We start from the raw sequence: 24594 nt of genomic DNA, 5'->3' as shown, positions 1-24594 counted from the left end.
GAAGTGATCATGATTAAGACATTAACTACCGTGTTAGCATTTTTTCTAGCATCTTGTGTTATATCCTCAAACGTTTACGCGCATGGAGCATCAGTTGTCGCCGGAGAGTGGCTCCCTGTTATTGATGAGCGGGGTAAAAGCGAAGCCGCTATTTTGTCTCAAATACAAAGTTCGCCTTTGGGAAACGAAATACTTGTGCAATATGAGGGCGAGGGAAAATTAGAAGTGCTTGGCGATGACAATGAGCCTTTCATTCGCATCACAAAAAGCGGAGTTTATGCCAACTGGGATCACCCTATGTGGTTTAAAGTGCAAACCGCAGGGCCCAGACCTTTGCCAGAGTGGGTAACAGATCAAAAGCTCGAATCAAAATGGACCCAAGTTAGTGAGCGAAATTACTATGGTTGGTATGACAAACGGTTGGAAAAAACTGATGAACACGCAGAACGCTGGAGTATCGCGCTAGCGGTAAACGGCCAGCGCCAAGACCTTTCTGGGTATTTCAAATCACTGACGCCACCGAGTAAGCGCACATTAGTTACGGTAGACAATAACGCGGCGCCTATTGCAGACCTGACAGCTATGGTAATTCCTGGTCCTGAACGAGCGATAAGGGTAAGTTATCAGGGCGACCATCACATGGTAGTGCTTGATGAATACGACGAGCCCATGTTGAGATTTAGTCCAAAGGGCGTAGAGGCAAACACGCAAAGTAAAGGCTGGAAACAACTTGGTCGCTCGCCAGTGGATTCTAACGCTAAATGGGTGAAGCTTTCTACACAAGCAGCTTATACATGGCCAGATAGTCGTTTAGACAACGATGAACAAGAAAAATGGAAAATTCCTGTGTTCTGTCACCAAGATAAAAAAGTGAAGTTTATTCAGGGAGGGTGGGTAGAGATAGCTCGCCTTTAAGCTTGCAACTTTCTTTTTGCAAAAGTAACTTAGGCGATAGTTTTTGGTGTTTGCGCAGTGGTTTTGCGCAAACACTTTTCGCTTTTTTAAGCAGTCAAAGGGGAAGATATTGTCAGACATAATCATGAGTAATAAAAATCAGAGCAATGCTCACCATGCAAATGCAACCCGCTTTGATAAAACACTGTTTGAAACGCTAAAATTCCAAGCTGAGACTAACGAACGCCGCCGTGCCCACTTTAATGTTCACAAAACATATCAAGATGTCGTCCAGCGTCTTTTTATTGCCATGATGCCTGACTCTTATGTACGTCCTCACCGGCACATACAACCACACAAATGGGAGTTTTTCATGGTGCTTGAAGGTGAGCTGGATATTCTCTTTTTTGATGACGAGAGTGAAGGACAGTTGGTTGAAAGAATTACCTTAAAAGCAGGCGGAGAAACTAGCGGTGTGGAAATACCTCCAAATGTTTGGCATGCAACAGTCTGCCATAGCCCGGTCGTTTTTATGGAAGTAAAACAAGGCCCCTATAAGGCTACAGACGATAAGGGGTTTGCACCCTGGTCGCCCGAGGAAGGAAGTCATTTAGTTCCACAGTTTTTGAATGCGCTAAAGCGTGCCGAGGAAGGGGACTTTGTCGGTGTTCTTTAGATGTTTTTTAAGATTAATATGAAAGGCGTGAACGACGCACACAAATACTTTCCTTTTTGGAAAGTCGTTGCTATTGCTTAACGACATGGTATGGTTAAGGATAAGTCACAAGGGGCGGCTACTGTTTTTGTTAAAAACACCTACGCCTCAGTTTTCGTATAGTTGCGGCAAAAGACCGCAGTTATAAGCACATTGTACAAGAGAATTATTATGCAAAACGTTTCAACTGGTTATTTTTATAATTTTAATTACTGATTGCACCTGACCGTCGGTGTTCAGGGGCAAGTATTGGCTTCTGGGCACTGCAGGTAGAACGTTTTGCAAAAGCCCAGAAGGTATCACCATCTGGGCTTTTTTAATGCCCGTAATTCTCGGTAAAAAACAATGAAAGAAATCACATTAGGTGACATTAGAAAGCAACATAGAGTTAAACAAGAGGTGGTAGCTATGGCGTTATCAGTGACCGCTTCGGGCGTAAGCAAATTAGAATCGAAGAGAATTCAAGACGTGTCATTGCAGAGGGCTGCGGCTTATTTAGCAGCGGTTGGCGGTACTATGAAGATTGAAGTGACTATGCCAGATGGCGCTACCCTACATGTAGGGTAGCGATAGTTCATTAGTGACGCTGTTTACCTGTGTTTGGTTGAAGCCGCCATTTTTATTTAAGTGCAAATTTTCAGTTAAAAAGCTACTGGTAATAGGCTACGCTGTTTTCTCTAAAGCGGCGTGACATGGCGAACGTGTGGAGCCATTCCTTAAATGAAATACCTCGCGCACTTTGTTCATTGTAAAATGGGCTTGGTGAGGACACTGGGAAAGCATTGTCTTCACAGAAATCGTTAAGCACCATATGACACGTACCTTCTCCTAGGTAAAACTGATAGTTCCAAGTAAGTGCCGACAGCGCGTGTATCGAAGCGTTTGCTTGAATCTGCCACCCAAGAATATAACCTAAATCCGATTCTGTTACGCCCCAAGTAGTTGGATCTAAGTTGCCTCGTGATACTTGATCGGAGATCTTAGAAAACTGAATTTGAACAATATCAGTTCCTGTAGAGTACTGTGCGAAACGATTCCACGGATATTGATACGCTAAACGCAACATCACCTGCTTATTAAGGGTTAGGTGGTTGAAGTTTCCGATTAACGACTGAAAGTTTCTTGGCAGCGTATCTTCAATTCCCCAAGGACCCTGATAATTTAATACGGTTTGCGTAAAGCCCTTTGAAATGACTCCAAGAGATGCATCCGCAAAGAGTGCAACTTTGGTGCGGCCAAACAATGATTGGAAGTAAGGAAAATTGAAGATTGCACCATAGCCACCGGCGCTGCTACCGCTGAGCAATACCTTGTTCGGTTTAAGGTCAGCACTACGTATTTTATCTTTGATCCACTGCATAACAACTAAAGCGTTGTCGTGACCACGGTGTTTTAAAGTGACTTCAGCGCCAGGTACACCAGTAACAATACCAAGCTCGTCAACATATTGCGTATCTTTAGAACCTAGGTGTAAGTCGCCGGTGCAGTATGGAATGAAAACTTTTGACCACGATTGAAATGGATTTTCTTCGGTATCTTCAAATATACCGCCGGAAATAAACGGTGTATTTTCAATTACAGCAGACGGATTGTATGCCGCTCGCGACATGGGATTATCGTCAAATTCTAGCTGCATGGAAGCAAGACAGGTCGCATCATCCCAACAGGCACCCCCGCCATTAAAGTAAATAAGTATATTTTCGCTCTCACCTTGCTCAAAGTAAAAGGAAAATGGGTTTGGCGCTAATCCTTCAGGCCCAGGTAAAGCGGGAAGGGAGCATGATGGGTAGGCAATTTTTTCACCTCCACCGGGTATTGATACAGCTACCTCGTTATCAGGCGTAATTTTTTCCCATTGAGCAAGCGCATTATGCGCAAAGAAACATAGTGCAAGTGCGGCAAAGTAACGAATACGTTTAGCGTAAAAATGCATAAACAATTCCTTTTGTGATTAAAATATATGAGTGAAAGTAAAGAACTTACCCAAGGCCATGATAAGAGTTATGAACTTCCTTAAACTCTTCCACTAGTTCTTGTTGGGGCAATTCGCACCGTGATAAACAAAATAAATCGGCGCAAGTTATACAAGAATACCATTTGCACAGTGCTGGGTGTCGCACAATGGCCTTTGGGGAAGTCTAAGATTAAAGCATTTGCAGTCGCTGTCCAGCTTTCATAAGGCGTTTTAACGTATAGAATCACTATATTTTTATGACCAATCGCTTTAACTAAAATACGCATGGGGTAAAATATAGTTAAATCGATTACAAGGAGTCTTACATGGCCGTTCACGAAATTACTCACCCGCTTATCGCACATAAAATCGGGCTTATGCGATACGCTAAAATAAGCAGCAAAGATTTTCGCGAATTAGCTTCAGAAGTAGGCAACTTGCTGACCTATGAAGCGACACGAACCTTACCTACTGAAAGAGCAACGATAAAGAGTTGGTCCGGTGACGATGTTGAAGTAAGACAGATTAAAGGCAAGAAAATAACGGTTGTGCCAATTCTTCGCGCAGGTCTGGGAATGCTTGAAGGTGTACTCAAACTTATTCCGAACGCCAAGATTAGTGTAGTAGGGCTTTATCGTGATGAAGAAACGCTGCAACCGGTGGCTTATTTTGACAAGGTAGTAAAAAACATTGATGAGCGCACTGCACTTATTGTTGATCCCATGCTTGCCACCGGCGGAACCCTCATTGCCACTATTGACCTGCTGAAGGAAAAAGGCTGCACTAAAATTATGGGGCTTTTTCTTGTTGCAGCTCCTGAGGGCATAAAGGCTGTTGTTGAAGCACACCCTGACGTTGATATTTTTACCGCTGCTATCGATGAGCGATTAAATGAAAAGGGCTATATATTGCCGGGACTAGGCGACGCGGGTGATAAAATCTTCGGAACTCGATAACATTATTAAGAACTTAACATTAAGTTGTTCAAAGGTTTGTTAAATCAGGTATCTTTTAAACGTTAAAATTATTGAGTTAAACGTTTAAGAAGGTGTTACAATCGAAGGGTAGTCAAAGTGCGCGCTGACTGCCCTTCATTGTTTTAGCGTAGGGCACTCAGCTTCGTTAAATGAGTTAAAAATTAATGAACAAAACAAAACTAACCCTTAAAGACGTTGCTGAGCAAATAGGTGTCTCGACAGCGACAATTTCAAATGCTTTCAATCGTCCCGATCAATTATCTAAGTCAAAGCGCGAAGAAATCCTGGCGCAATGCAAAAAAATTGGATACAGCGGACCAAACAAAGCCGCCCAAATTCTTAGAAAAGGTACTTCAAATATTGTGGCTTTAGTACTGGCAGACAGCATTTCCTATATGGTTAGTGATCCTGTAGCAAGTACCTTTATAAAGGGTGCCTCCTCTGCGTTACAGGAAAGTGGTAAACACTTGCTTCTCTATGCAGGCGACTCGAATAGTATTGCTGACGTTGTAGACTTTGTTGATGGATTTATCTGCTATGGTCAACCTCGTAATGTAAATCTTATTAGAGAACTGGCTGCCTCACCTAAGCCTGTAGTTACGGTCGATTTTGATATTGATAATAAGCCCTCAATCAATATTGATAATGAGGAAGCAGCTTATCAGGTGGCGAGTCATGCTTTAAGTAAAGGCGACGCAGTCGCAATTCTAGGGTTACGACTTATTGACTCTCCTGCAACCTGCCGTATTTATGATAGCCCTCTTATTGATGTTGAAACCTCTATTGCTCACCGACGTTTAGATGGCTATTTAAGGGCTGCTGAAGATAAAAATGTGGTCGTAACGAACGAAGCCATTTGGCATCTACCAGAAAGTGATAGACACTTCGCGCGGCAAGCTGCAAAAGAAGTGCTTACTAGCTCTCCTAGACCTAACGTTGTCCTTTGCATGAGTGACATCATAGCGTTAGAGCTGTTGCATATGGCACTTGAAATGGACATCAAGGTTCCACAAGAATTAAAAATTACCGGTTTCGACGGCATTGAAGAAGCCGAGAGGGCGCGTCCAAGCTTAACAACGGTATGTCAATCTAGCTCTCAAAAGGGCGTAGAAGCTGCAAAATCGCTTTTAGACCATGTTAAATCTAAAAATACGCTGCCGTTTGAAGTACGTTTGGGTGAAACGGTCTAGAAAAACGCTTTGCCTGTGAAAAAATGTGCTTTGAAAGGGCCTGCATTTTCAAATGTGTTGAGTAAACGAAGGACCAGACAGCGATTACAATTTAAATAAGTATTTGTGTCGACTAGGCTCCCTGCCTTTTATCGCTAAAGGTTTTCTGTTTACAACTATGCAACATTGATGCGGGTGAATTCAGAAGTAAAAGCATCTTAATTATTTAAGATGCTTCTTTTTTAGCTGTGTTTAGAAACATCAAGATATAGAGTTTCAAAAAAAATGTTAACAGTATCGCAAGAAACCTAGTGGTAAGCTGCTATTACCAAAACGGTTTAGATTGAGAGTGTAAAGGCTATTAAATGAGCTAATGGACGGATCCTGAATTGCAGTGAATTTACTTTAAGAACCCATTAGGCCAATTAAGCCTGTTCATCCCAAACAAGCGCTTTGAAGTGTTTTCGGCACATTGATTCATAACGGTCATTTCCGCCAATCTGTACCTGGTCTCCATTTTTAACCGCGTTTCCATTTTCATCGAGCCTAACTACGAAGTTAGCTTTCCTGCCGCAGTGGCACACTGTTTTAAGCTCGAAAAGCTTGTCGGCCCATGCGAGCAGATAGTGACTGCCTTCAAAGGTTTCTCCCAGAAAGTCCGTTCGTAAGCCATAGGCAAGCACCGGAACGTCCAATTCGTCTACCACTTCAACCAGCTGCCGAGCCTGCGTTTTAGTAAGAAATTGGGCTTCGTCGATGAATACACAGTCAGGCTTTCGTTCTTCGCAGTCTTGGCGTATTGATAAGAATAAATCATCTTCTTTGTTGTAGAGCTTAGCGTCTGCTTGCAATCCAATTCTTGAGGTAACTTTACCCACACCATAGCGGTCATCAAGGGCCGCAGTGTAAATAATAGAGTGCATGCCTCGCTCGCGATAATTATAGGCTGATTGAAGAAGAGAGGTTGATTTTCCTGCATTCATCGCAGAATAGTAAAAATAAAGTTGAGCCATGGTGATTAATAATTTTCGTTGTACCAAGAAATAAGGTTATTAGCATCCATAGGTTTCGCATAATAAAAACCTTGCAAGTAGTCTGCACCGAGCGCTGAAACATGTGCTTTTTGTTCTGCAGTTTCAATGCCTTCTGCAATAGTTTTACAGCCAAACTCTTTTGCCATTAATATGGTTGCCCTTATTATGGTATCACTCTCCTCAGTTCTATTCTGTATAAAAGAGCGGTCAATCTTGATAAAGTCGAACGGGATCGACTGGAGTCTGCTTAGTGAGGAGTAGCCGGTTCCGAAGTCATCAATAGATATTTTCACGTTTCTATCAACCAGTTCACTTACTCTTTCGCCTATAAGTTTTTTATCTATCGCAAATACACTTTCAGTAATTTCTAGGTGCAGTTGCGTTGGGGCTATTTGTGTCGATTTAAGCGCACTGTCTAAAATTTTGGAGAAACCGTCGTCTAACATTTGCGCTACTGACACGTTTACTGACATGGATATTTCGTTACCAAACGACCAGTGAGACAGGTCAATTAGGGCTCTGTTTAATACCCATGCTCCGATTTCAGGCATTAAGCCACTTCTTTCTGCAAGTGGAATAAACACGGCGGGGGAAATATAGTCGTCTTCACACTTCCACCTTAACAGCGCTTCAACAGTGAACACGGTATTCGTATTCACATCAATAATTGGCTGATAGAAAACGCTCAATTCACCGTTTTCGATGGCTGTGCGAAGCCTTTCACATTGTTTTTGCTCAATCTTTATTTCAGCATGGAGGGCTTCATTGAAGACGCTGACTGACCCACGCTGTTTACGCTTCTGGTCGTACATGGTTAGATCGGCGTGTTGAATTAGGTCAAGAGCAGCATCACCGTGCGAAGGAAACATTGCAATACCTATGGTGGCATCTAGGGTAATTTGGTTGTCATCCGCAAGGATAGGAATAGTGACCCCACTTCGCATGGCGTGCGCGACGGCTTTGGCCGTATCAATATTCGCGTAGGGTATGACAGCGACGAACTCATCTCCCCCCCAGCGGCCCAAGTGATTATCTTCTGTGTAGTTACGAAGTCTTTTAGCAATTTCGGCCAGTACAATATCGCCAATCTTATGTCCAAGGCTGTCATTCACTTGTTTGAAGCCGTCCAAGTCGATAAACAGAACCGCAAGGGAGTTATCAAGGGCGCGCGTTGTATCTAAAAGATTGTTTAAATGCTTTAAGAAGCCATTTCTGTTGGGCAGATCTGTAAGAGGATCTCTGTTCGAAAGACGATATAATTCAGCGGTTCTTCGCTCGACCTCTGCTTCCAGATTTAAATTAGAAGCATCTAGCTTTTGGTTTGAAGCGATAAGCAGTTGGTTTACTTTCTCTGTTTCATTTCTCTCTATTTTCATTTGCTCCACTAGCTTATTATTTTTAGCCTTGATGTATAAGGTGTTGATAAAAAACTTGTGGTAGCGAAATGCACTAGTAAACATACCAAACCAAAATACAACCCCGAGCACACCTAAAACAAAAAACTCGCCACTTTCATCTAAGATAGCGCATAAAGACATAGGAATAAGAAGCGCAGTCGTGTAAAAGCCAACAAGGTATTTATTGGGTGATAGAACGGTTCCAGCTCCTCCAGACATGGCTGAAAGCACCACCATGGTTGCTGCAAGCTCAACGGTTGCCATGGTTGGATAGAACAAAATAGAGTAAAGCCCCCAAATACTCCCTGTTGTAAACAAGCCAATTGAGAACCTTATCAAAACTGGTCTAGGGTTGTAGTTAGTGCTTACAAGTTTAATACGCCAGTAAATGGCATCCAAAAGACGTGCTATCAACACGCCCATCATTACCATCCAAACCTGAAATTTCTGAGCAAATATTGAAGGAGAGTCATTTTCGAAGAAAAACAATAAACCAGAAAAAGCAAACATAGTCATCAGAAAACCAATGAAACTGTTGCCAATGAGCATATCAGTTGTATCTCGCTCTATCTCAATTTGCGATATTGACTCTTGATCTATATTCAACGAGAAAAACCTTCTAATAATTTGATGCCGTTAAGCGCGTCCGATGAAACCCAAACTAACAAACTATATTGTTTCTTCCTGGGTGTTTTTCGAATTTTTACACTACATTTTAATTTAGCAAAGAACAATAATCATGCTATCGGTTTGGTAGATTTTGAATGAAATCATTAATCAATTTGCTTTTCTTGCTGTTCAAATTGCTTTGCCTTTCTTAATCGATATTTAGTTTTTTACAGTCGTATTTGTCCTTTGTGTTTAACGACAAGGAACCTAAGTATTAACACTTTTGAAAGGTCAGGTAATACTTTCGAAGTAATTTTTTTCACAGGTTGTTTACAATGTTGATTTTTTGTTATACATTCTTAATCGATTAAGTATGTTTGTGTTGCCACCAACCCTAGTAGTTAGGGTAGCGGCTACTTAGGATTTAACAACTCCAACACATTACCGGAGAAAATATGAAAAAACATCACACACTCAACGCACTAACACTAGCCGTTTGTACAGCACTTTCTGGCACGGCTTTCGCTCAAGAATCTGCGACACCAGAGACTGAAGCAAAATCTAAAGAGAAGTTTGAGCAAATCGTTGTTACTGCAGCGCCAGGTGGCGCAACAATGCAGGAAGCGAGTGTTTCAGTTAGCGCTTTTGATGAAGAAGATATTCTTAAGCTAGCGCCTCGCTCAACAGCTGAAGTATTCCGAGCTTTGCCGGGTATTCGTGCTGAATCATCAGGTGGTGGCGGTAACGCAAACATTACAATTCGTGGTATTCCGCTAGCGACAGGCGGCTCTAAGTTTCTTCAGCTTCATGAAGACGGTTTACCAGTACTAGAATATGGTGACATTAACTTTGGTAACGCAGATAACTTCCTACGTTACGATTGGTCAGTGGCGAATGTAGAAGCAGTACGTGGTGGTTCAGCATCAACGTTTGCAAGTAACTCGCCTGGCGGTGTTATCAACATGATCAGCAACACGGGTGAAGTGGGTGGTGGTGCTATCGGTACATCATTCGGTGTTGACTATGAAGAGTTCCGTTTAGATTTCCGCTACGGTGGCGAAATCACTGATGACCTTTTTTATCACATTGCAGGTTTCGCTCGTGGCGGTGAAGGTCCTCGTGAAACTGGTTACAATGGCGATCAAGGCGGTCAGGTTAAATTTAACATTACTAAAATGCTAGATAACGGCCACATCCGTTTCCACTACAAAAATTTGGATGACAAGGTATCAACATATCTTCCTTCACCAGTGCTTGTAAAAGGTGATGGTGAGTACGGCCCGGTACCTGGCTATGATGCAAGTTCACAAGCGCTGAATTCTGCGTATAACACAAACATTTCTACTTTTGACAGCTTCGGAAACCCTGAAAACCGCGACGTACGTGACGGTATCGAGTCTAAAGTTAGCTCTTTCGGTGTAGAAGTTGATTTAGAAGTAGCAGAAAACCTGTTTTTACTTAACAAGTTCCGGATCTCAGACATTTCTGGCGGTTTTATCGCACCATTCACGGATGGTTTCCCAGCAGGCCCAGGTGATGTTTCAAACTTTGCTTCAGCACTTTGCGCTGGCGCAACAGACGGTGATGGCAATGCACTAAACTGTGACAGTACAACGGTTACTTTAGCCAATGGTCCAGGTGCTGGTGAAGTTTATACAGGTCAAGCGTTCACTAACTTACAATTTGATACGCGAATCAATGACCTTGGCAACATGATCAACGATTTCAGCTTGCGTAAAGAGTTTGATAACGGTATCGACCTAACAGTAGGTTACTACTACTCAAACCAAGACATCGCAACAAGCTGGTCTAGCTGGCAGACATTTATTCAAACGCTTGATGGCGACAACTCTCAGCTATTAACTATCACAGATGGTGACGGTGTTGAGCTAGTGTCGAATGGCTTGCTTTCTCCAAGCTTCCTTTCTTGGGAATGGGATCTTAACTACGTTACTAAAGCGCCATACATGAACATCGGTTTTGAACTGTCTGACAACATTCTTATTGATGCGTCTGTACGTCATGACACTACTGAAGCGTCTGGTGAACTAATCAGCTCTTGCTGTGGCGGTAATACTGATTTTGACTTAAACGGTAACGGCGTTATCGAGCAAATCGAAGATGCGTCTGCTACAAACAGTGGTTTCATCAGAGGTGGTGTGATTAATCTAAACCGTGCCGGTGCAGCGTCTCAAATCGTAGATTACAGCGCTAACAACACGTCTTACTCTATCGGTGGTTCATACCTGCTTACTGATAGCCAAACGTTTTTTGCCCGCTACTCAAAAGGTGGCCGTGCCATTGCTGACCGTCTACTTCAGATCGGTGGTACGTTGAATGCTGACGGTAGCTTAACAAGCACTACCTCAGGTTATGACACTACTAAGCAGTTTGAAATCGGTTATAAGTACGGTACAAAAGACCTAATGGTTAACGCAACTTTGTTCGACACCGTTACTGAAGATACACAAGCAGAGGTAACTAGCGGTCTTACGTTTATGCGTGAGTACGAAGCGACAGGTCTTGAACTTGAAGGTCGCTGGAATGCAACGGATAACTTCGTCATGTCTGGTAACTTAACGTGGACAGATGCCGAAATTAGCGATGACGTTAACAACGCTGCATTGGTTGGTAACACGCCTCGCCGTCAAGCGGATTGGATCTGGACTATTACCCCAGAGTACGTTACCGACACATGGTCTGTTGGTGCTTCACTACAAGGCTCTACTGAGTACTTCGTACAAGACAATAATGACCTGAAGCAAGATGGCTACACGCTTGTAAACTTATTTGCTACCTATTGGGTAAACGACCAGTTCTCAGTGTCACTTAACATGAACAATGCGACTGATGAGTTTATCATTACTGAATCAGAAGAAGGTTCTGCTGCAGTAGGTAGCTATGTACGTGCACGTCCTCTGAACGGTCGTACAACAGTACTTTCTCTAAAGTATATGTTTGACTAATAACGAGTGTTTTAACGTGGAAGCACGTTAGAGTATACACAGTATTGAAACGCCCACTTTTCGAAGTGGGCGTTTTTTTTAGTTTTGTTGCTGGTCTAAAAGTGCGAGCTGCTTTGCAATAGCTTCTGATAAATCGTCAACTAAGTGACTATGCTTTTTGTGTATTACATGCACGACATCATGTTCGACGAGGGGAATAAACTCTATTCCTGAACGTCTGAAAAAGTCTTCCTCAGTATGATCGCTTGGCATAATCGCGTAATCAAAGCGTCCGCCGAGCAGCAGATCAATAACATGATGAAAGTCGTCAAATTCAAAGATATTGGCTTTTAACGCACGGGATTGCTTACCCATATTAAAGAAAAAACGTGTAGTAGCTGCTATGGCGTTGTCAGGATCTTCAATAACATCCTTACTACATTTCGCTCCCCTGATGCACAGCAGAAAAGATGCGCCATGAGAAAGCGCGGGAGGAACAATCACGATATTGTTATCAGGCTGAGCAACAACGTCAAAACGAACGACGTCTGCATCCGTCATACCTTGATTTAAAAGCCGCAGGCCGCGCTCCCCTCCAACCTTTTCGAAGGTCACTTCAATTCCAATACTGCGATATGCGCGCTCAATAAGAGGTTTATAAAAATTGTTTACGCGCGGATGATTTAATTCACCAATTACAAAATGCGAATCATCGTGTTCCGCAACGACTTTTAATGGTGAGACTAGAAGCGTAATAACTAGAAGTGTAATAAAAATAGGAAAGATCTTCTTAGCGCTTGAAGCGAGAAACTTACACGTTCTTTTCACTGCGCGATCCTTTCAGCGATTACCCTAATCCCTTAATGGTAGAGCACAAAATGAACAATGAAAAGAAATGGCAAATAACACAAAAAAGCCCCATCGACTGACAGGGCTTTAATTTAGTAAGCTAAAAAACTCAATACTTATGCGGCGTTTTGACCACCGTCAATCGCTTTTAGCGTTTGTGAAGCTGGTAGCAATTCTAAATCGAATGTGTATTCGTCTACACGAACTGCTAACTTGCGCTTCTCATTGTAATCATGAAGCTTCGCTGCTTCGTCAGCTGTTACTACGCCTTTTTCTTGTAGCTTGTTAAGTGCATGCTCAAAAGAAATAAACGGCACTACAGGCTCCTTGCGCAGTGCTTTTTGCACTTTGCCTAACAGGTGTGCAACAGCGTGCTTAGCTTTAAATGCTTGCTCGTTGATGTCGTTGCCATCACCAGGGATAACACGTACAAGATGGGTAAGCTGCTCTTTAACGCTATTATCCTGCATTGACGCAATTGAAAGCTCGCGCACCAAGTCGTCACTAATACCTGCGACACTGTTTGTGTAGGTATTAGTAAGCAGGCGCATCAGACCGCGTGTAGCAGTGTTCGGGAAATTGTTAATAAAGTTGACAATTGCCTGATCCGCTTGCTGTAAAGACCACTGCATCGCGTACTCGAAATACGGTAGAGCTAGTTTTCTGTCTTCAATGCGCTGCTCGTAGAAACGAATTGCTGCCATTGCGCCATATAGGTAGCTCATTACGTCGCCAAGGCGCGCTGAAAGAAGTTCGGCCTTCTTCAGGTCTCCACCCAGAACCGCAAGTGAAAGGTCGGCAAGCGGCGCTAGTTTTGCAGAGATGCTGTTAACACGCTTCTCATATTTACGTACTTCAGGTAGTGCAGACTCACTTTCACGTAGGAAAGGAAGGTAGCCTTTACCCAAGCTGCGGAATGCATTTTTAACGCTGAAGCCCACAGTCTTACGAAGAACTTTGTTGAATTCTGCATCCGCTGAACTTTCGTTGCTGTGAATTAAGTCAACCATATCTTTAAGGTAAGGGTGGCAACGCATTGCACCTTGACCGAAAATCATCAGGTTACGAGTAAGGATGTTTGCACCTTCTACCGTAATTGCAATAGGAAGTGCAGCATAACCACCCGCAAGTGTATTCTGAGGTCCGCGCTGAATTGCTTTACCCGCTTGGATATCCATAGCAGAGTTCATTACATCACGGCCTAGCTCGGTCATGTGATACTTAGCAATAGCTGTTACTACTGATGGCTTAACACCTAAACCTAAACCTTCGGTAGTTAATACGCGCATCGCTTCTAGTAAGAACGTCTTTCCAGCGATGTCTGCCATTTTCTCTTGAATACCTTCGAAGCGACCAATTGGAAGACCAAATTGCTCCCGAACAAATGAATACTCAACCGTACCTTTAAACGCAGATTGTGCTGTCGCAACACCCATAGCTGGAAGTGAGATACCACGTCCCGCACCTAGACAGCTAACAAGCATCTGCCAGCCGCGACCGATGTTCTTTTGGCCACCAATGATGAAGTCCATTGGGATAAATACGTCTTGGCCACGGGTAGTACCGTTATAGAAACGCACGCCCATTGGGTCGTGACGATTTCCAAGCTCAACGCCAGGGTGTGACTTAGGTAACAAGGCACAAGTAATACCTAGTTCTAACTTGTCGCCAAGTAGTTGGTCTGGATCGAATACTTTAAATGCAAGACCAAGTACTGTCGCAATTGGTGCAAGTGTAATGTAACGCTTGTCCCAGCTTACGCGTAGACCAAGCACTTCTTCACCGTTGTACTCGCCTTTGGTAACGATCGCTGCGTCAGGGATTGCACCTGCATCTGAACCTGCCTCTGGGCTAGTAAGCGCGAAACAAGGGATATCGCGGCCGTCAGCCAAGCGAGGTAGCCAATAATCTTGTTGCTCGCTAGTACCGTAATGCATGAGTAACTCGCCAGGGCCTAACGAGTTAGGAACCATAACAGTTACAGCAATCGCACCACTTTTCGCTGCAATTGTTGCAACAATAGTCGAGTTTGCATATGGGCTAAATTCAAGACCACCAAATTTCTTTGGAATGATCATAGAGAAGAAACGGTTTTTGCCCAAGAAATCTAACATTTCCTGAGGGATGTGCTTACCGTTGCCTAAGTCGAAGTCGTCAATCATAGCCAATAGCTCTGCTACTGGCCCATCCATAAACGCTTGCTCTTCAGCACTCAGTTTAGCCTGAGGAATGTCGCGCAATGCCTGCATGTCAGGCTTGCCTTGATAGATAGACGATTCAATCCAAACATCACCCGCATCTAGGGCTTCTTGTTCTGTAACTGAAATTGGGGGTAAAACTTTTTTTAAGCTAGTTCTGATACTCATAGTAACTCATCCGCTCATCTGACCAGTTGTATGATTTTATACTACACCTTATTTGAAAAAGATCAAATATTGTTAAAAACATCTAAATTTCAATGTTTTGGCGTAATTTTGAGACGTCTTTTTTACGAATGAGATGTAAAATCTATTAACATTGCGTGTTTTTAATGTTTAAAAAATGAGCGCATGGCAATGTTGGCATCTGTGTTTTCACTAACGTCGGTAGCCTTGCACGCCTATTTTAGTTGCTGTTGCGCATTTTATTTCAGTGCATTGTCTTTTATAGTTAGCCCACTTTAACAAGGAGATGTCATAAAAATGCGCAGATTTTCACAACCATTCGTTAAACTCTTTTTTGGAAGCGCAGCAATTGCAGCCTTAATGTATTCGAATTTAGCGAGTGCAGACGTTACGGGTTACGCTGTGGCGAACATTGGGTACGGAAACGTTGATACAGAAATAGACAATGAAGCAGACATTAGCTATTCAGCTGCTATAGGCTATCGCTTCCACCGTCAATGGTATATAGAAGGTGGGTATATCTCTTTAATTGATGCTGATAACGACGAGCAATCGATATCTAGCAGAGGCCCTTACGTTGCTTTGTTAGGCAAAGCTAGTAGCCAAAAGGGTGAACTTTATTACAAGTTAGGTGTGGCAAACATAGATATAGAACATGTTTCGATAAATGGTTCGGCCTGTGGTGCAGACGACGTTATTTGTGGGTACGACGACAGTATTGTTGCTGGTCTGGCTGGGTTAGGGTTTGATTATTATGTTGGACTTCAATCTATGGTTCGCGTCGAGTATACCTATTTTGGCGGAAAAGATGATTTCTCAGCGCACATAGTAAACCTAGGATTTAGATATAATTTTTAAATACTGTCACATCTACTATTCTAGAATACATGCTTAATAAGAACTTGCTGTCGTCTGTGTTTCAACACGACCTCTAAGGTAAATTGAGGGATAAATAACCGTTAAATTAACGTTTACTCTCCCAGAGAGTGATTGCTGTTTCGGTGACTGTAATAATCAGACAAATCCAAAAACCGCTAGCTCGTGTAAAAACAAGTAAATTCACCACTATGGATTTACAATGAAAAACGAATTAGACAGCAAGTTCTTACTTCAGGTTTTCGATAAAATTCGTCAACACGGCGCTAAAGAAAATGAGCAGTATAAGCTCAACGGTATTACTGCTTTTACAGACCACGATGGCTACACGCTTTATATCGAAGACGTGCATGTTAAGTTGCAGTTTGGTTTTCATAACCAGTATCACTTCGACTATGACTCAAAAGACCAATATGAGTCATTTGAGAAAAAGCTGAAAGAAATCGATAAAGAGTATTAAGTGCATACAGCCGAACAGTAAATAAAGGCGATGACCAGTGCATCGCCATTATATTCTCAGACTGCCCTTTCATATTGCCTTCACTGGCTGTATACCGTTATTAGCCCCGGAAAAAACCTTCTGCTACAATGCCGACCAATTCATTTCAAGGAAAATAAACATTGGCGGCGGCAATCAAAGCACCTAAGTTCAAACTGGCATTTTTAGGTCCAAAGTTTTGGCCTGTGTGGCTAGGCGTATTCATTTTATATGCGATAACGTGGTTACCGCTTCCTGTCATCCGCGTTATTGGCGGTGTTACGGGTAGGCTTATTGCGTTAATCGTGCCTAAACGCGCCAAAGTTGCGAAACGAAATCTTGCCCTTTGGAACCCGTCATTGTCTGAACGTGAAGTTGAAAAGCTATACAGAGAAAATATTCGTCGTACCGGTATGGCTTTATTCGAAACGGCCATGGGATGGTGGTGGCCGAGCTGGCGCGTAAAGCGCGCAATCGAAATAGAAGGAACCGAACACGTAGAAGCTGCCTTTGCCAATGGGAAAGGGGTTTTTGGCATGGCGCTTCACAACATGAACTTGGAGTTTGCTTGTCGGGGCATTGGTTTTTTTCACCCGAGTATCGCGTTTTATCGTAAACACAATAATCCTCTGGTTGATTATCTTCAGTATCACGGGCGGAACCGTTCGAACAAATACATGATTGATAAACGCAATGCGAAAGCTCTGCTTGCAGCACTGGACGATAAAGAACTGTGTTTATACCTGCCGGACCAAGACTACGGCCCAAAACAAAGCATTTTTGTGCCTTTTGGTGGGGTAAAAGACACGGCAACCACCACAGCAACGCTTATGTTTATTAGGCGCAGTCATTCAGAGCCTATGATCATAACGTCTCAATACACCAAGCGCGGCTATAAAATAAAAATTTATCCACCGCTATCTCAACTGGGTGAGATGAATGATACAGAAGCATTAACCTTGCTTAACCAGCACGTTGACGCCGCAGTAAAAGAGCAGCCAGAGAGTTACCTTTGGATGCATAAGCGTTTTAAAACTAGGCCCGAAAATAATCCTGAATCTCTGTATAAATCACTGTAGATTGTTTGAAAGCGAACGTTGACGCGCCCCGAGCGCTCAAAGGTTAACAAAAGCTGGTAAAAATAGATAAATAGGATAATGGGATTACTCGTTGTTGGTAGACTAAACTAATAATAAGAAGGTGTGAGTTTATGCGCATGTTCTAATGCGCTAGAGGGCTTTGCGGGAACAGATTGGTAGGTTATGGGACAAACAAGTTATTCAAGCTCGTCATTTTGGGCTAAACAAATCGGTATTGCGGTGGTCCTCGTTATTGCTGCAGGTGTTCTTATATACATTTTACAAACGAATGAACAAGCGCCGGCGCCCGCTTCGCAGAAAGAAGAGAAATCTGTGTCAAAAGGGCTAAGCGAGTTCTATCGCGATTTTCGTATGTCTGCCACCGATCCTAAAGAAGAAGAGCAGGGCGATTTCGTTATTGATATCGCCGGTGTGGATGCGAATTTAGATAGCAAGTTAGCCAAAATGTCTAGTCAAACCCGTCCGGTGGAGAAAAACTGGACAGGCGAATACAAAAATCGTGCGTTTAGAGAAGGCAATACTCTACGCGAAGCTATTTCCCAATATGCCCAGGCTGAAGGCATGCAGGTAATTTGGAATTTAGAGCAAGATTTTGTTATTAAATATCAGTTTCAGCTCGATAATACGGTTTCCGGCTCGTTAGCAAAAATCGCTAGTGCTATCGACAGTAGCTTTGAAGGCGAAGTGAAAGCTTACTTATGTGCTGAACAGCGCTCTCTGGTTGTTACTGCAGAAGAAACGGATTTTCTTTCTAAGAATTGTCGACTGCTGAGGGCCTAAGATTCTAGGGTAAGAGGTTAATACGACGTATAGTTACTCTAACCTTAACCGCTCTTGAGCTAGGACCTGTAGAAGTGATCTAGGGTCAATTGATTCGGCGTTTATAACGTAGCTTAATAAACGCCGCTCTTACAATACCGGTTAGTCGCCAAACCTTTTATTCACTGACTTACTCACTGCATTTGCCGAAAAGGTTGTCCCAATGGCGTGTTACTTCCTCGCGTATTGCGTCTAACTCTTCGCTTTGGTCTGCATATTTTGTATCTGCAAGCGTGAGGTGATGATATTGCTCCCGCAGTTTTAAGTACGCCCGTTGCAGCTTCGTAGCAGTCTCAGCAGAAATAATATTGCCTTGGACTGCGCTATCAAAAATACGCAGATTATCTGGATACGTTGTCATACTTTCCACCGACTGCGCATTCGCAAGTACGAAGTATTGCGCCATAAATTCGATGTCAGTAATTCCGCCTACGCACTGTTTTAAGTCAACTTTTTCGTTGTTTTTAGCAAGTAAATGTTCACGCATTTTTAGGCGCATCTTACACACATCTGTCGCCAGCGCTTGTTTGTCTCTTTTTTGGGTTAATATCGTGCTTCTTACGCGATTGAAATCTTCTAATAGTTCAACGTCACCGCAAATAGCGCGAGCGCGAACCAATGCTTGGTGCTCCCAAGTCCATGCTTCTTCTGTCTGATATTTTTCAAATCCGTCAACATGACAGCAAAGCAGCCCTGCATTTCCAGATGGTCGCAAGCGTAAATCGGTTTCATAAAGCTGCCCAAATAATGTCTTTGTGTTGAGCAGGTGCATAATGCGTTGAGCTAGCTTTATATAAAACTGCTGAGCTTCCAGAGATTTTTTACCGTCGGTACTGATACCACGAGGTGCGTTATGCAAAAACACCAAGTCTAAGTCAGAACCATAGCCCAATTCATAACCGCCGAGCTTGCCATATCCTATAACAGCAAAGCCTTTCTCGTTACCTTCCAAATGTGAAGGAACGCCGTAGCGCTCACGCATCTGCATCCAAGCTGCATTTACGGCGTGCTCAAGGATAACTTCGGCTAAAACGGTAAGCTTATCACTTACATTATTTATAGGGAGCGAGTCGCTAATGTCGCTGGCTGCAATGCGAAGCTGTTGACAGAGCTTAAACTGGCGAAGACCGTCCATTAGCATTTCCACATCGTCTTGCTCTATGCGGAGCATGGTCTCTCGAAGCTCAAGCTGATATTCCTTCTTACTGGTATGAATGTCGGTATTCTGTTGCCCTAAATATAGAGGGGTAAGTAATTCATCTAGCAGCAGCGGAAAACGTTTAATTTCTTGCGCAATCCAGTCACTGCGCTCACATAGTTTAACCAGTTGTTTAAGCACATCAGGATTTTCGAGAAGAAGGTCGAGGTAGGTTGTGCGCCCAGTGATAGCTTCAATAACGCCCAGTAACCGGTTGAGAACTTGCGCTGCATGATTCGGGTGTTGATTAATAAGTACGTATAGAATCTCAGGAAGCAATTTGTTTAACGTATCTTCCCCTTTTTGACCTATACGATAGTTTCGCTGCTTGTCTTTAAAGGTCTTAAGCGCGATGTAAATACCGCTGCTGTCCGCCGCCGATAAATAATCGCTAAACGTCTCTGCAAACTCGTCTTCTTGTAGAGGAAGGCGCCAGGCGTCTTGGCAGGCGGTAAATAACTGGTCTTCATCTGAGTGGGTTTCGTGAGATTCTTCCACCAGCTCATTAAAGTGGCCATGTATACGTGCCATAGTAGCGTCGAGCTGCTTAAGAAATTCAGCGTATGTATTATATCCCATTACCTCGGTAAGGGCGCTCTGCTGCCATGGTGCTTCTGGTAAGGTTTGAGTTTGACGGTCCTGGCTTTGCTGAAGTGTATGCTCCACTTTTCTCAAAAAAAGATAATCGTGTTTCAACTGTTCGGTAACGTTACTTTCTACAATGCCGAGTTCACTTAAGGCAGTTAAAGTGCGAAGCAGTGATTTACTCTGTAGGGCAGGTTCTCTTCCACCGTGAATAAGCTGAAAGCTTTGCGCGAAAAACTCAACTTCTCTGATACCACCTGCACCTAGCTTAATGTTGTTATTTAAACGGCGGCGACGAATTTCGGTGGCAATCAACTTCTTCATGTTGCGAAGCGCGTCAAGCGTAGTGAAATCAAGGTAGCGTCTGAAAGTGAAAGGGTGAAGAATACTTTGCAGCCACACTGCGTTTTGTGAATTGTCATCGTTGATAATTCGTGCTTTCACCATGGCAAAACGTTCCCAGTGACGGCCTTGATCTTGATAGTAATCTTCAAAAGCAGCAAAGTGCATAACCAGCGGGCCGGAATCACCAAAGGGGCGAAGGCGCATGTCCACACGGTATACTTGACCGTCGTTGGTTACCTTATTGAGCGCCTGGATAAGTTTCTGCGCAACCTTGGTAAAAAATTGCTGGTTCTCTAAGCTCTTACGGCCGCCTTGCGTTTCACCTTTCTCAGGATAAGCAAAAATTAGGTCGATATCAGAAGAAAAGTTCAGCTCCTTCCCGCCTAATTTACCCATGCCCAAGATATACATGTGCATATCTTGGTTACCGCTTTGTGGCTTTCCATAGCGAATGGCTAAATGGTGATAAATCCACAGGTATGCTTGGGTGATCAACACATCAGCCAATGCTGAGACTTGTATTAGCGAACTTTCAATAGTCTGTTTATTTAACGTATCGAGAAACGTAATACGCGCCATTTCTTGGTTGCGATACTCGCGAAGCACGTTGAGCAAATCGTCTTCGTTTGAAACATCGGAGAGTTTGCCTTTCAACACCGATTCATATTCAGATGAGATATGTTGTGCATCGCTATCTACATAAGGTTTTGGCGGAGCGTTTTGCTGCACTTCATTAAGGTCTACTGGCAGCGCGTCATCTTGTTCACTTGTATTTTGTGTTTGGTTTTTTTGAGGTGTTTTGGGTTTTAGGGATTGGAAACCAATGACATGTGATAAGAAGCTTGGTTTCTGGATAAGCGTTTCTGCCAAAAATGCAGAGCGAGAAAACGCGAGTTTTAATAATTCACTGTATTGTGCTGCAAGTTTTTTATCATCTGCCGTTAACGATGGTGCTGTTAACAATTGCTGCCAGAATTTCTCTGCTTGTTCTACGTTTGTCATGCTATTTTCTTTATCTGTTGGCATAATGCTCGCATCTTTATTGATAATATTCCGGTCTTTAGAAAAAAGCTCGCGTTTTGGTGTTGAAACTCATTCGATAGCGCAAGTATTAAAGGCTTGGGCGTAATTGAAGTTGCTAGCGTCAACACCTGATTCAACCAAGTCCCCATTAAAATAAATCTGAACAAGTTCTTTCCCATCATTGTACAAGTTTGTAATAGATGGAAGTGGCTCATTTAGATGTTATTGTTTTTACAACACTAATTGAATACATAAATATAGAACCTTCTATGTACAAGGAGCAAAGATAACGTGGAAGCCTTAGTAAAACTAGTACCCCTGACACAAGAGCTACTCATTTATTTGGCCATGGATGTGGCGATAGCGTTAGTACTTCTAATGATCATGAAGTGGTTAACTGGTGCATTTAGAAAATATTCAGTCACAGAAGAGTTAGGCGTTAAAGATAACTTTGCTTTCGGTATCAGTATCGCGGGTGGCATGCTGTCTTTATGTATTGTGTTAAGTTCAGTGGTTGGGCGTCATATTGGTATGGGATACCAGGAAGCTGCAATAGGTATGGTTACGTTCGGTATAGTGGGGATCATACTCGTAAAATTCGGGCGCTTTGCTCACGACAAGCTGGTGCTTAATAAGGTAGACACCCATGCAATGATTGCCGAACGAAGTGTAAGTGTAGCACTCGTTGATGCGGCGAGCTTGGTGGCAAGTGCCATTGTGTTGCGCAATATTATGATTTGGGTTGATGGCAGTGATATGAATGCACTGATTGCGATTGTTACTGGTTTTACCGTGGTGCTTACCATGCTGCTGGTGATGACGCGAATTTTAGAATTCAGGTATGCCCGCGATAATCAAAATGACTCGTTTCAAGGCGCGCTTGAAAAAGGGCAGTTAGCACTCGCTATCGAGCATAGCGGCAACCTTCTTGGTACTGCTATGATAGTGTCGGCAGCAAAGAACCTGCTTATTTACAATCCATCGGGTTATGTGAGCAATGTAACAGGCTGGTTGATTGTAAGTGTAGGGCTAGCGATAGCACTTCATTTGCTGGTACTGGCGAGTAAGAAAATAATTCTTTTTGGCATGAATATCCGGCAAGAGGTGGACCATCAGCACAATGTGGGTGTGGCTGCGCTTGGTTTCACGCTAAGTATTGGTAACGCCATGATCATAAACGGTGTTTTAGGCGGGTAGAAGGCTTTTAAGTTCTCATCGGCCAGAGTTGTGCGCGTATCGTTTTTAAACAACTCAGAACGTGTAGGGCTCAACTTGACGGCACATTTCAATCTTCGAACTTTGCCTTTACGCACGCTAAATCGTTGAGCTGCCCTTTTTTGATAATGCCGTCTTTTTGTGGGCGGCTCATTTGCTTCACGGCATATTCAAGCTGGGCTGCATGTATTTTATCTGCTACTTCAAATACCGCTTTAAAGCTCAGCGGCGACTTACCTTTAAGCGCCTTGGCGCCACCTTTAAGTTCGCCCCTGTGTTGTGCGATGCGTCGCTTGGGGTCGGTCGTGATCCCCGTATAAATTTGCCCTAGCTTGTTCTCTATAAGGTAAAGATACCACGGGTTATTTGTACATCCTTGGTGGGTATTGCCGTTCTTGGCTGTTATACTCTGTGCCAATGTTTTTAAAATCTACAAAGTTATTCTCAGCATGATATTACCAGATTTTAGCAAAGCGAAAGTGCTTATTGTTGGCGACCTAATGTTAGACCGCTATTGGAGCGGTGGTACAGGGCGTATATCTCCCGAAGCACCAGTGCCAGTGGTGAACGTTAATAGTTCTGAAGACCGAGCTGGTGGTGCTGCAAACGTTGCAGTAAACGTGGCAACTCTTGGGGCTGAAGTAACTTTGCTGGGCATGTGCGGTAAAGACGAAAATGCGAATATTCTCAGAGAGCGTTTAGAAACTCACAACATACAGTGTCAGTTTTTTGAGGTAGAGGGTTTCGATACCATCACCAAGCTTCGCGTTATGAGCAGAAATCAACAGCTTCTGCGTTTGGATTTTGAAAAAAGCTTTGAACACGCTGATAAATCAGAATTGGAATTGGCTTTTGATAAAGCGCTAGACGAAGCTGATATCGTCATTTTGAGCGATTATGCTAAAGGGTGTTTGAGCAACCCCGCCAAGCTTATTGAAAAGGCACGCAGCAAAAATAAACGTGTGGTAGTCGACCCTAAAGGCAGTGACTTTGGAAAATACGCTGGTGCTGCGCTAGTTACCCCAAATATGGACGAGCTTCGCGGCATTGTCGGCGAGATAGGCAGTGAACAGGTGCTAGTGGAAAAAGCACAATCATTAAAAGAAACATTGAATTTAAGCGCGCTTTTGGTAACTCGCTCGGAAGATGGTATGACGTTGTTTGACGGCGACAACACCGAGTTTCATTTACCGGCAAAAGCGAAAGAGGTGTACGACGTAACTGGGGCAGGGGATACAGTTGTCTCAACGCTCGCTGTTGCCTTGGCTTGTAACTTGCCACTTCAAGCTGCTTGTGTGCTTGCTAACTTAGCCGCAAGTGTCGTGGTTGGAAAGTTAGGTACCTCTACCGTCACTAACACCGAGCTAGCATTAGCGTTAGGCGAACAGTCAGTTCATCTGGACGGCGGTGTAATGACAGAAGACCAGCTGGAGATTGCGCTAAAAGCAGCGAAATCACGAGGCGAGAAAGTGGTAATGACAAACGGCTGTTTTGATATTCTGCACTCTGGCCACGTTGCCTATTTAGAAGAGGCTGCGCAGCTTGGCGACCGATTAATTGTAGCGGTCAATACCGATGCGTCTGTCACTAAATTAAAGGGACCTGGCCGCCCGGTAAATAACGTAAGCCGACGTATGGCAGTACTAGCAGGCCTAAGCGCTGTCGACTGGGTTGTACCTTTTGAAGAAGATACGCCACAGCGCGTTATCGCCCGATTGTTACCCGATGTGCTCGTTAAAGGCGGTGACTACAAGGTTGAAGACATTGCGGGTGGCAAAGAAGTTGTGGCTAATGGCGGTGAAGTTAAGGTGCTTACCTTTGAAGATGGTGTGTCTACCACGGGTATTATAGAACGCATCACGCAAAATAAGCTGCGATAGCATTCAAGGTTTAACAAATAAAGAGATAACACTTCGAGAATGGCGCGTTGTTGGTTACCATATAATCAAAAGTTACGCGCCGCGTCTAGCACCAAAACTATTACGTTTTTTTTGAACGCACATTCTTTAATGGAATAACGGTAAATTG

At 43.3% G+C, this 24594-nt stretch carries 19 protein-coding genes; 12 read left to right on the top strand and 7 right to left on the bottom strand.

Annotation, left to right across the window (positions count from 1 at the left end):
- Positions 1-9: 9 nt before the first annotated feature.
- The 3 genes from GVO62_RS16110 (at position 10) to GVO62_RS16100 (ending at position 2176) form a co-directional block, all read left to right on the top strand.
- Positions 10-915 (top strand): hypothetical protein, encoded by a 906-nt coding sequence (locus tag GVO62_RS16110; protein ID WP_159120110.1) that lies wholly within the window; start codon positions 10-12, stop codon positions 913-915.
- Between the two features lie 124 nt (positions 916-1039).
- On the top strand, positions 1040-1570 hold the full coding sequence (locus GVO62_RS16105) for a WbuC family cupin fold metalloprotein (RefSeq protein WP_159120167.1): 531 nt from the start codon (positions 1040-1042) through the stop codon (positions 1568-1570).
- Between the two features lie 384 nt (positions 1571-1954).
- Positions 1955-2176 carry an XRE family transcriptional regulator gene (locus GVO62_RS16100; protein ID WP_159120109.1) on the top strand — a complete coding sequence of 74 codons (222 nt, stop codon included), beginning with the start codon at positions 1955-1957 and terminating at the stop codon, positions 2174-2176.
- A gap of 82 nt (positions 2177-2258) precedes the next feature.
- Here the strand turns inward: GVO62_RS16100 and GVO62_RS16095 are convergent, their stop codons facing one another.
- Positions 2259-3542: a pectin acetylesterase-family hydrolase gene (locus GVO62_RS16095; RefSeq protein ID WP_159120108.1), complete on the bottom strand. Its 1284-nt coding sequence runs from the start codon at positions 3540-3542 to the stop codon at positions 2259-2261.
- A gap of 347 nt (positions 3543-3889) precedes the next feature.
- Between GVO62_RS16095 and upp the strand changes: the two genes are divergently transcribed.
- Both upp and GVO62_RS16085 read left to right on the top strand, forming a co-directional pair.
- Positions 3890-4519 carry a uracil phosphoribosyltransferase gene (upp, locus tag GVO62_RS16090; protein ID WP_105931563.1) on the top strand — a complete coding sequence of 210 codons (630 nt, stop codon included), beginning with the start codon at positions 3890-3892 and terminating at the stop codon, positions 4517-4519.
- Between the two features lie 185 nt (positions 4520-4704).
- Positions 4705-5730, top strand: a complete 1026-nt coding sequence (locus tag GVO62_RS16085; protein ID WP_159120107.1) for a LacI family DNA-binding transcriptional regulator — start codon at positions 4705-4707, stop codon at positions 5728-5730.
- Positions 5731-6134: 404 nt separating this feature from the next.
- Here the strand turns inward: GVO62_RS16085 and GVO62_RS16080 are convergent, their stop codons facing one another.
- Both GVO62_RS16080 and GVO62_RS16075 read right to left on the bottom strand, forming a co-directional pair.
- Positions 6135-6722, bottom strand: a complete 588-nt coding sequence (locus GVO62_RS16080) for a thymidine kinase (RefSeq protein ID WP_105931565.1) — start codon at positions 6720-6722, stop codon at positions 6135-6137.
- A 5-nt stretch (positions 6723-6727) separates the two neighbouring features.
- Entirely contained in the window at positions 6728-8746 is a 2019-nt protein-coding gene (locus tag GVO62_RS16075) for a putative bifunctional diguanylate cyclase/phosphodiesterase (RefSeq protein ID WP_159120106.1), read from the bottom strand.
- Positions 8747-9204: 458 nt separating this feature from the next.
- Between GVO62_RS16075 and GVO62_RS16070 the strand changes: the two genes are divergently transcribed.
- A complete protein-coding gene (locus tag GVO62_RS16070; protein ID WP_159120105.1) occupies positions 9205-11715 on the top strand; it encodes a TonB-dependent receptor domain-containing protein in 2511 nt (836 codons plus the stop codon).
- Between the two features lie 78 nt (positions 11716-11793).
- Here the strand turns inward: GVO62_RS16070 and GVO62_RS16065 are convergent, their stop codons facing one another.
- Entirely contained in the window at positions 11794-12522 is a 729-nt protein-coding gene (locus GVO62_RS16065; protein ID WP_236547206.1) for a hypothetical protein, read from the bottom strand.
- A gap of 137 nt (positions 12523-12659) precedes the next feature.
- Positions 12660-14909 carry an acyl-CoA dehydrogenase gene (locus tag GVO62_RS16060; RefSeq protein WP_159120104.1) on the bottom strand — a complete coding sequence of 750 codons (2250 nt, stop codon included), beginning with the start codon at positions 14907-14909 and terminating at the stop codon, positions 12660-12662.
- A gap of 315 nt (positions 14910-15224) precedes the next feature.
- Between GVO62_RS16060 and GVO62_RS16055 the strand changes: the two genes are divergently transcribed.
- From GVO62_RS16055 to GVO62_RS16040, 4 genes are all read left to right on the top strand, one after another.
- Entirely contained in the window at positions 15225-15785 is a 561-nt protein-coding gene (locus GVO62_RS16055) for an outer membrane beta-barrel protein (protein ID WP_159120103.1), read from the top strand.
- A 220-nt stretch (positions 15786-16005) separates the two neighbouring features.
- Positions 16006-16263: a DUF3081 family protein gene (locus GVO62_RS16050; protein WP_105931572.1), complete on the top strand. Its 258-nt coding sequence runs from the start codon at positions 16006-16008 to the stop codon at positions 16261-16263.
- Positions 16264-16424: 161 nt separating this feature from the next.
- Positions 16425-17360, top strand: coding sequence for an LpxL/LpxP family Kdo(2)-lipid IV(A) lauroyl/palmitoleoyl acyltransferase (lpxL, locus tag GVO62_RS16045; RefSeq protein WP_159120102.1), 936 nt, complete (start codon positions 16425-16427; stop codon positions 17358-17360).
- A 183-nt stretch (positions 17361-17543) separates the two neighbouring features.
- Positions 17544-18161, top strand: a complete 618-nt coding sequence (locus GVO62_RS16040) for a TcpQ domain-containing protein (protein WP_105931574.1) — start codon at positions 17544-17546, stop codon at positions 18159-18161.
- A 169-nt stretch (positions 18162-18330) separates the two neighbouring features.
- On the opposite strand, the gene glnE is transcribed toward GVO62_RS16040, so the two are convergent.
- The gene (glnE, locus tag GVO62_RS16035) at positions 18331-21354 is read right to left on the bottom strand and encodes a bifunctional [glutamate--ammonia ligase]-adenylyl-L-tyrosine phosphorylase/[glutamate--ammonia-ligase] adenylyltransferase (RefSeq protein WP_159120101.1); all 3024 of its coding nucleotides are present in this window, start codon (positions 21352-21354) and stop codon (positions 18331-18333) included.
- A 288-nt stretch (positions 21355-21642) separates the two neighbouring features.
- Between glnE and GVO62_RS16030 the strand changes: the two genes are divergently transcribed.
- Positions 21643-22548 carry a DUF350 domain-containing protein gene (locus GVO62_RS16030; protein ID WP_159120100.1) on the top strand — a complete coding sequence of 302 codons (906 nt, stop codon included), beginning with the start codon at positions 21643-21645 and terminating at the stop codon, positions 22546-22548.
- Positions 22549-22636: 88 nt separating this feature from the next.
- Here GVO62_RS16030 and GVO62_RS16025 read toward each other — a convergent pair whose 3' ends face one another.
- Positions 22637-22984, bottom strand: coding sequence for a GIY-YIG nuclease family protein (locus GVO62_RS16025; RefSeq protein ID WP_105931577.1), 348 nt, complete (start codon positions 22982-22984; stop codon positions 22637-22639).
- Between the two features lie 31 nt (positions 22985-23015).
- Here GVO62_RS16025 and hldE point away from each other — a divergent pair, with 31 nt between their 5' ends.
- Positions 23016-24446 carry a bifunctional D-glycero-beta-D-manno-heptose-7-phosphate kinase/D-glycero-beta-D-manno-heptose 1-phosphate adenylyltransferase HldE gene (gene hldE, locus GVO62_RS16020; RefSeq protein ID WP_159120099.1) on the top strand — a complete coding sequence of 477 codons (1431 nt, stop codon included), beginning with the start codon at positions 23016-23018 and terminating at the stop codon, positions 24444-24446.
- Positions 24447-24594 lie beyond the last annotated feature (148 nt).

The sequence above is a fragment of the Alteromonas sp. KUL150 genome, assembly GCF_009811475.1.
GTDB classification, from domain to species: domain Bacteria; phylum Pseudomonadota; class Gammaproteobacteria; order Enterobacterales; family Alteromonadaceae; genus Alteromonas; species Alteromonas gracilis.
This window is presented reverse-complemented; position numbering and strand designations above follow the sequence as displayed.

Bases quoted from the DNA above. Each gene is read 5' to 3' on its own strand.
- GVO62_RS16110 (WP_159120110.1), top strand. From the start codon at position 10: ATGATTAAGACATTAACTACCGTGTTAGCATTTTTTCTAGCATCTTGT.
- GVO62_RS16105 (WP_159120167.1), top strand. From the start codon at position 1,040: ATGAGTAATAAAAATCAGAGCAATGCTCACCATGCAAATGCAACCCGC.
- GVO62_RS16100 (WP_159120109.1), top strand. From the start codon at position 1,955: ATGAAAGAAATCACATTAGGTGACATTAGAAAGCAACATAGAGTTAAA.
- GVO62_RS16095 (WP_159120108.1), bottom strand. From the start codon at position 3,542: ATGCATTTTTACGCTAAACGTATTCGTTACTTTGCCGCACTTGCACTA.
- upp (WP_105931563.1), top strand. From the start codon at position 3,890: ATGGCCGTTCACGAAATTACTCACCCGCTTATCGCACATAAAATCGGG.
- GVO62_RS16085 (WP_159120107.1), top strand. From the start codon at position 4,705: ATGAACAAAACAAAACTAACCCTTAAAGACGTTGCTGAGCAAATAGGT.
- GVO62_RS16080 (WP_105931565.1), bottom strand. From the start codon at position 6,722: ATGGCTCAACTTTATTTTTACTATTCTGCGATGAATGCAGGAAAATCA.
- GVO62_RS16070 (WP_159120105.1), top strand. From the start codon at position 9,205: ATGAAAAAACATCACACACTCAACGCACTAACACTAGCCGTTTGTACA.
- GVO62_RS16060 (WP_159120104.1), bottom strand. From the start codon at position 14,909: ATGAGTATCAGAACTAGCTTAAAAAAAGTTTTACCCCCAATTTCAGTT.
- GVO62_RS16055 (WP_159120103.1), top strand. From the start codon at position 15,225: ATGCGCAGATTTTCACAACCATTCGTTAAACTCTTTTTTGGAAGCGCA.
- GVO62_RS16050 (WP_105931572.1), top strand. From the start codon at position 16,006: ATGAAAAACGAATTAGACAGCAAGTTCTTACTTCAGGTTTTCGATAAA.
- GVO62_RS16040 (WP_105931574.1), top strand. From the start codon at position 17,544: ATGGGACAAACAAGTTATTCAAGCTCGTCATTTTGGGCTAAACAAATC.
- glnE (WP_159120101.1), bottom strand. From the start codon at position 21,354: ATGCCAACAGATAAAGAAAATAGCATGACAAACGTAGAACAAGCAGAG.
- hldE (WP_159120099.1), top strand. From the start codon at position 23,016: ATGATATTACCAGATTTTAGCAAAGCGAAAGTGCTTATTGTTGGCGAC.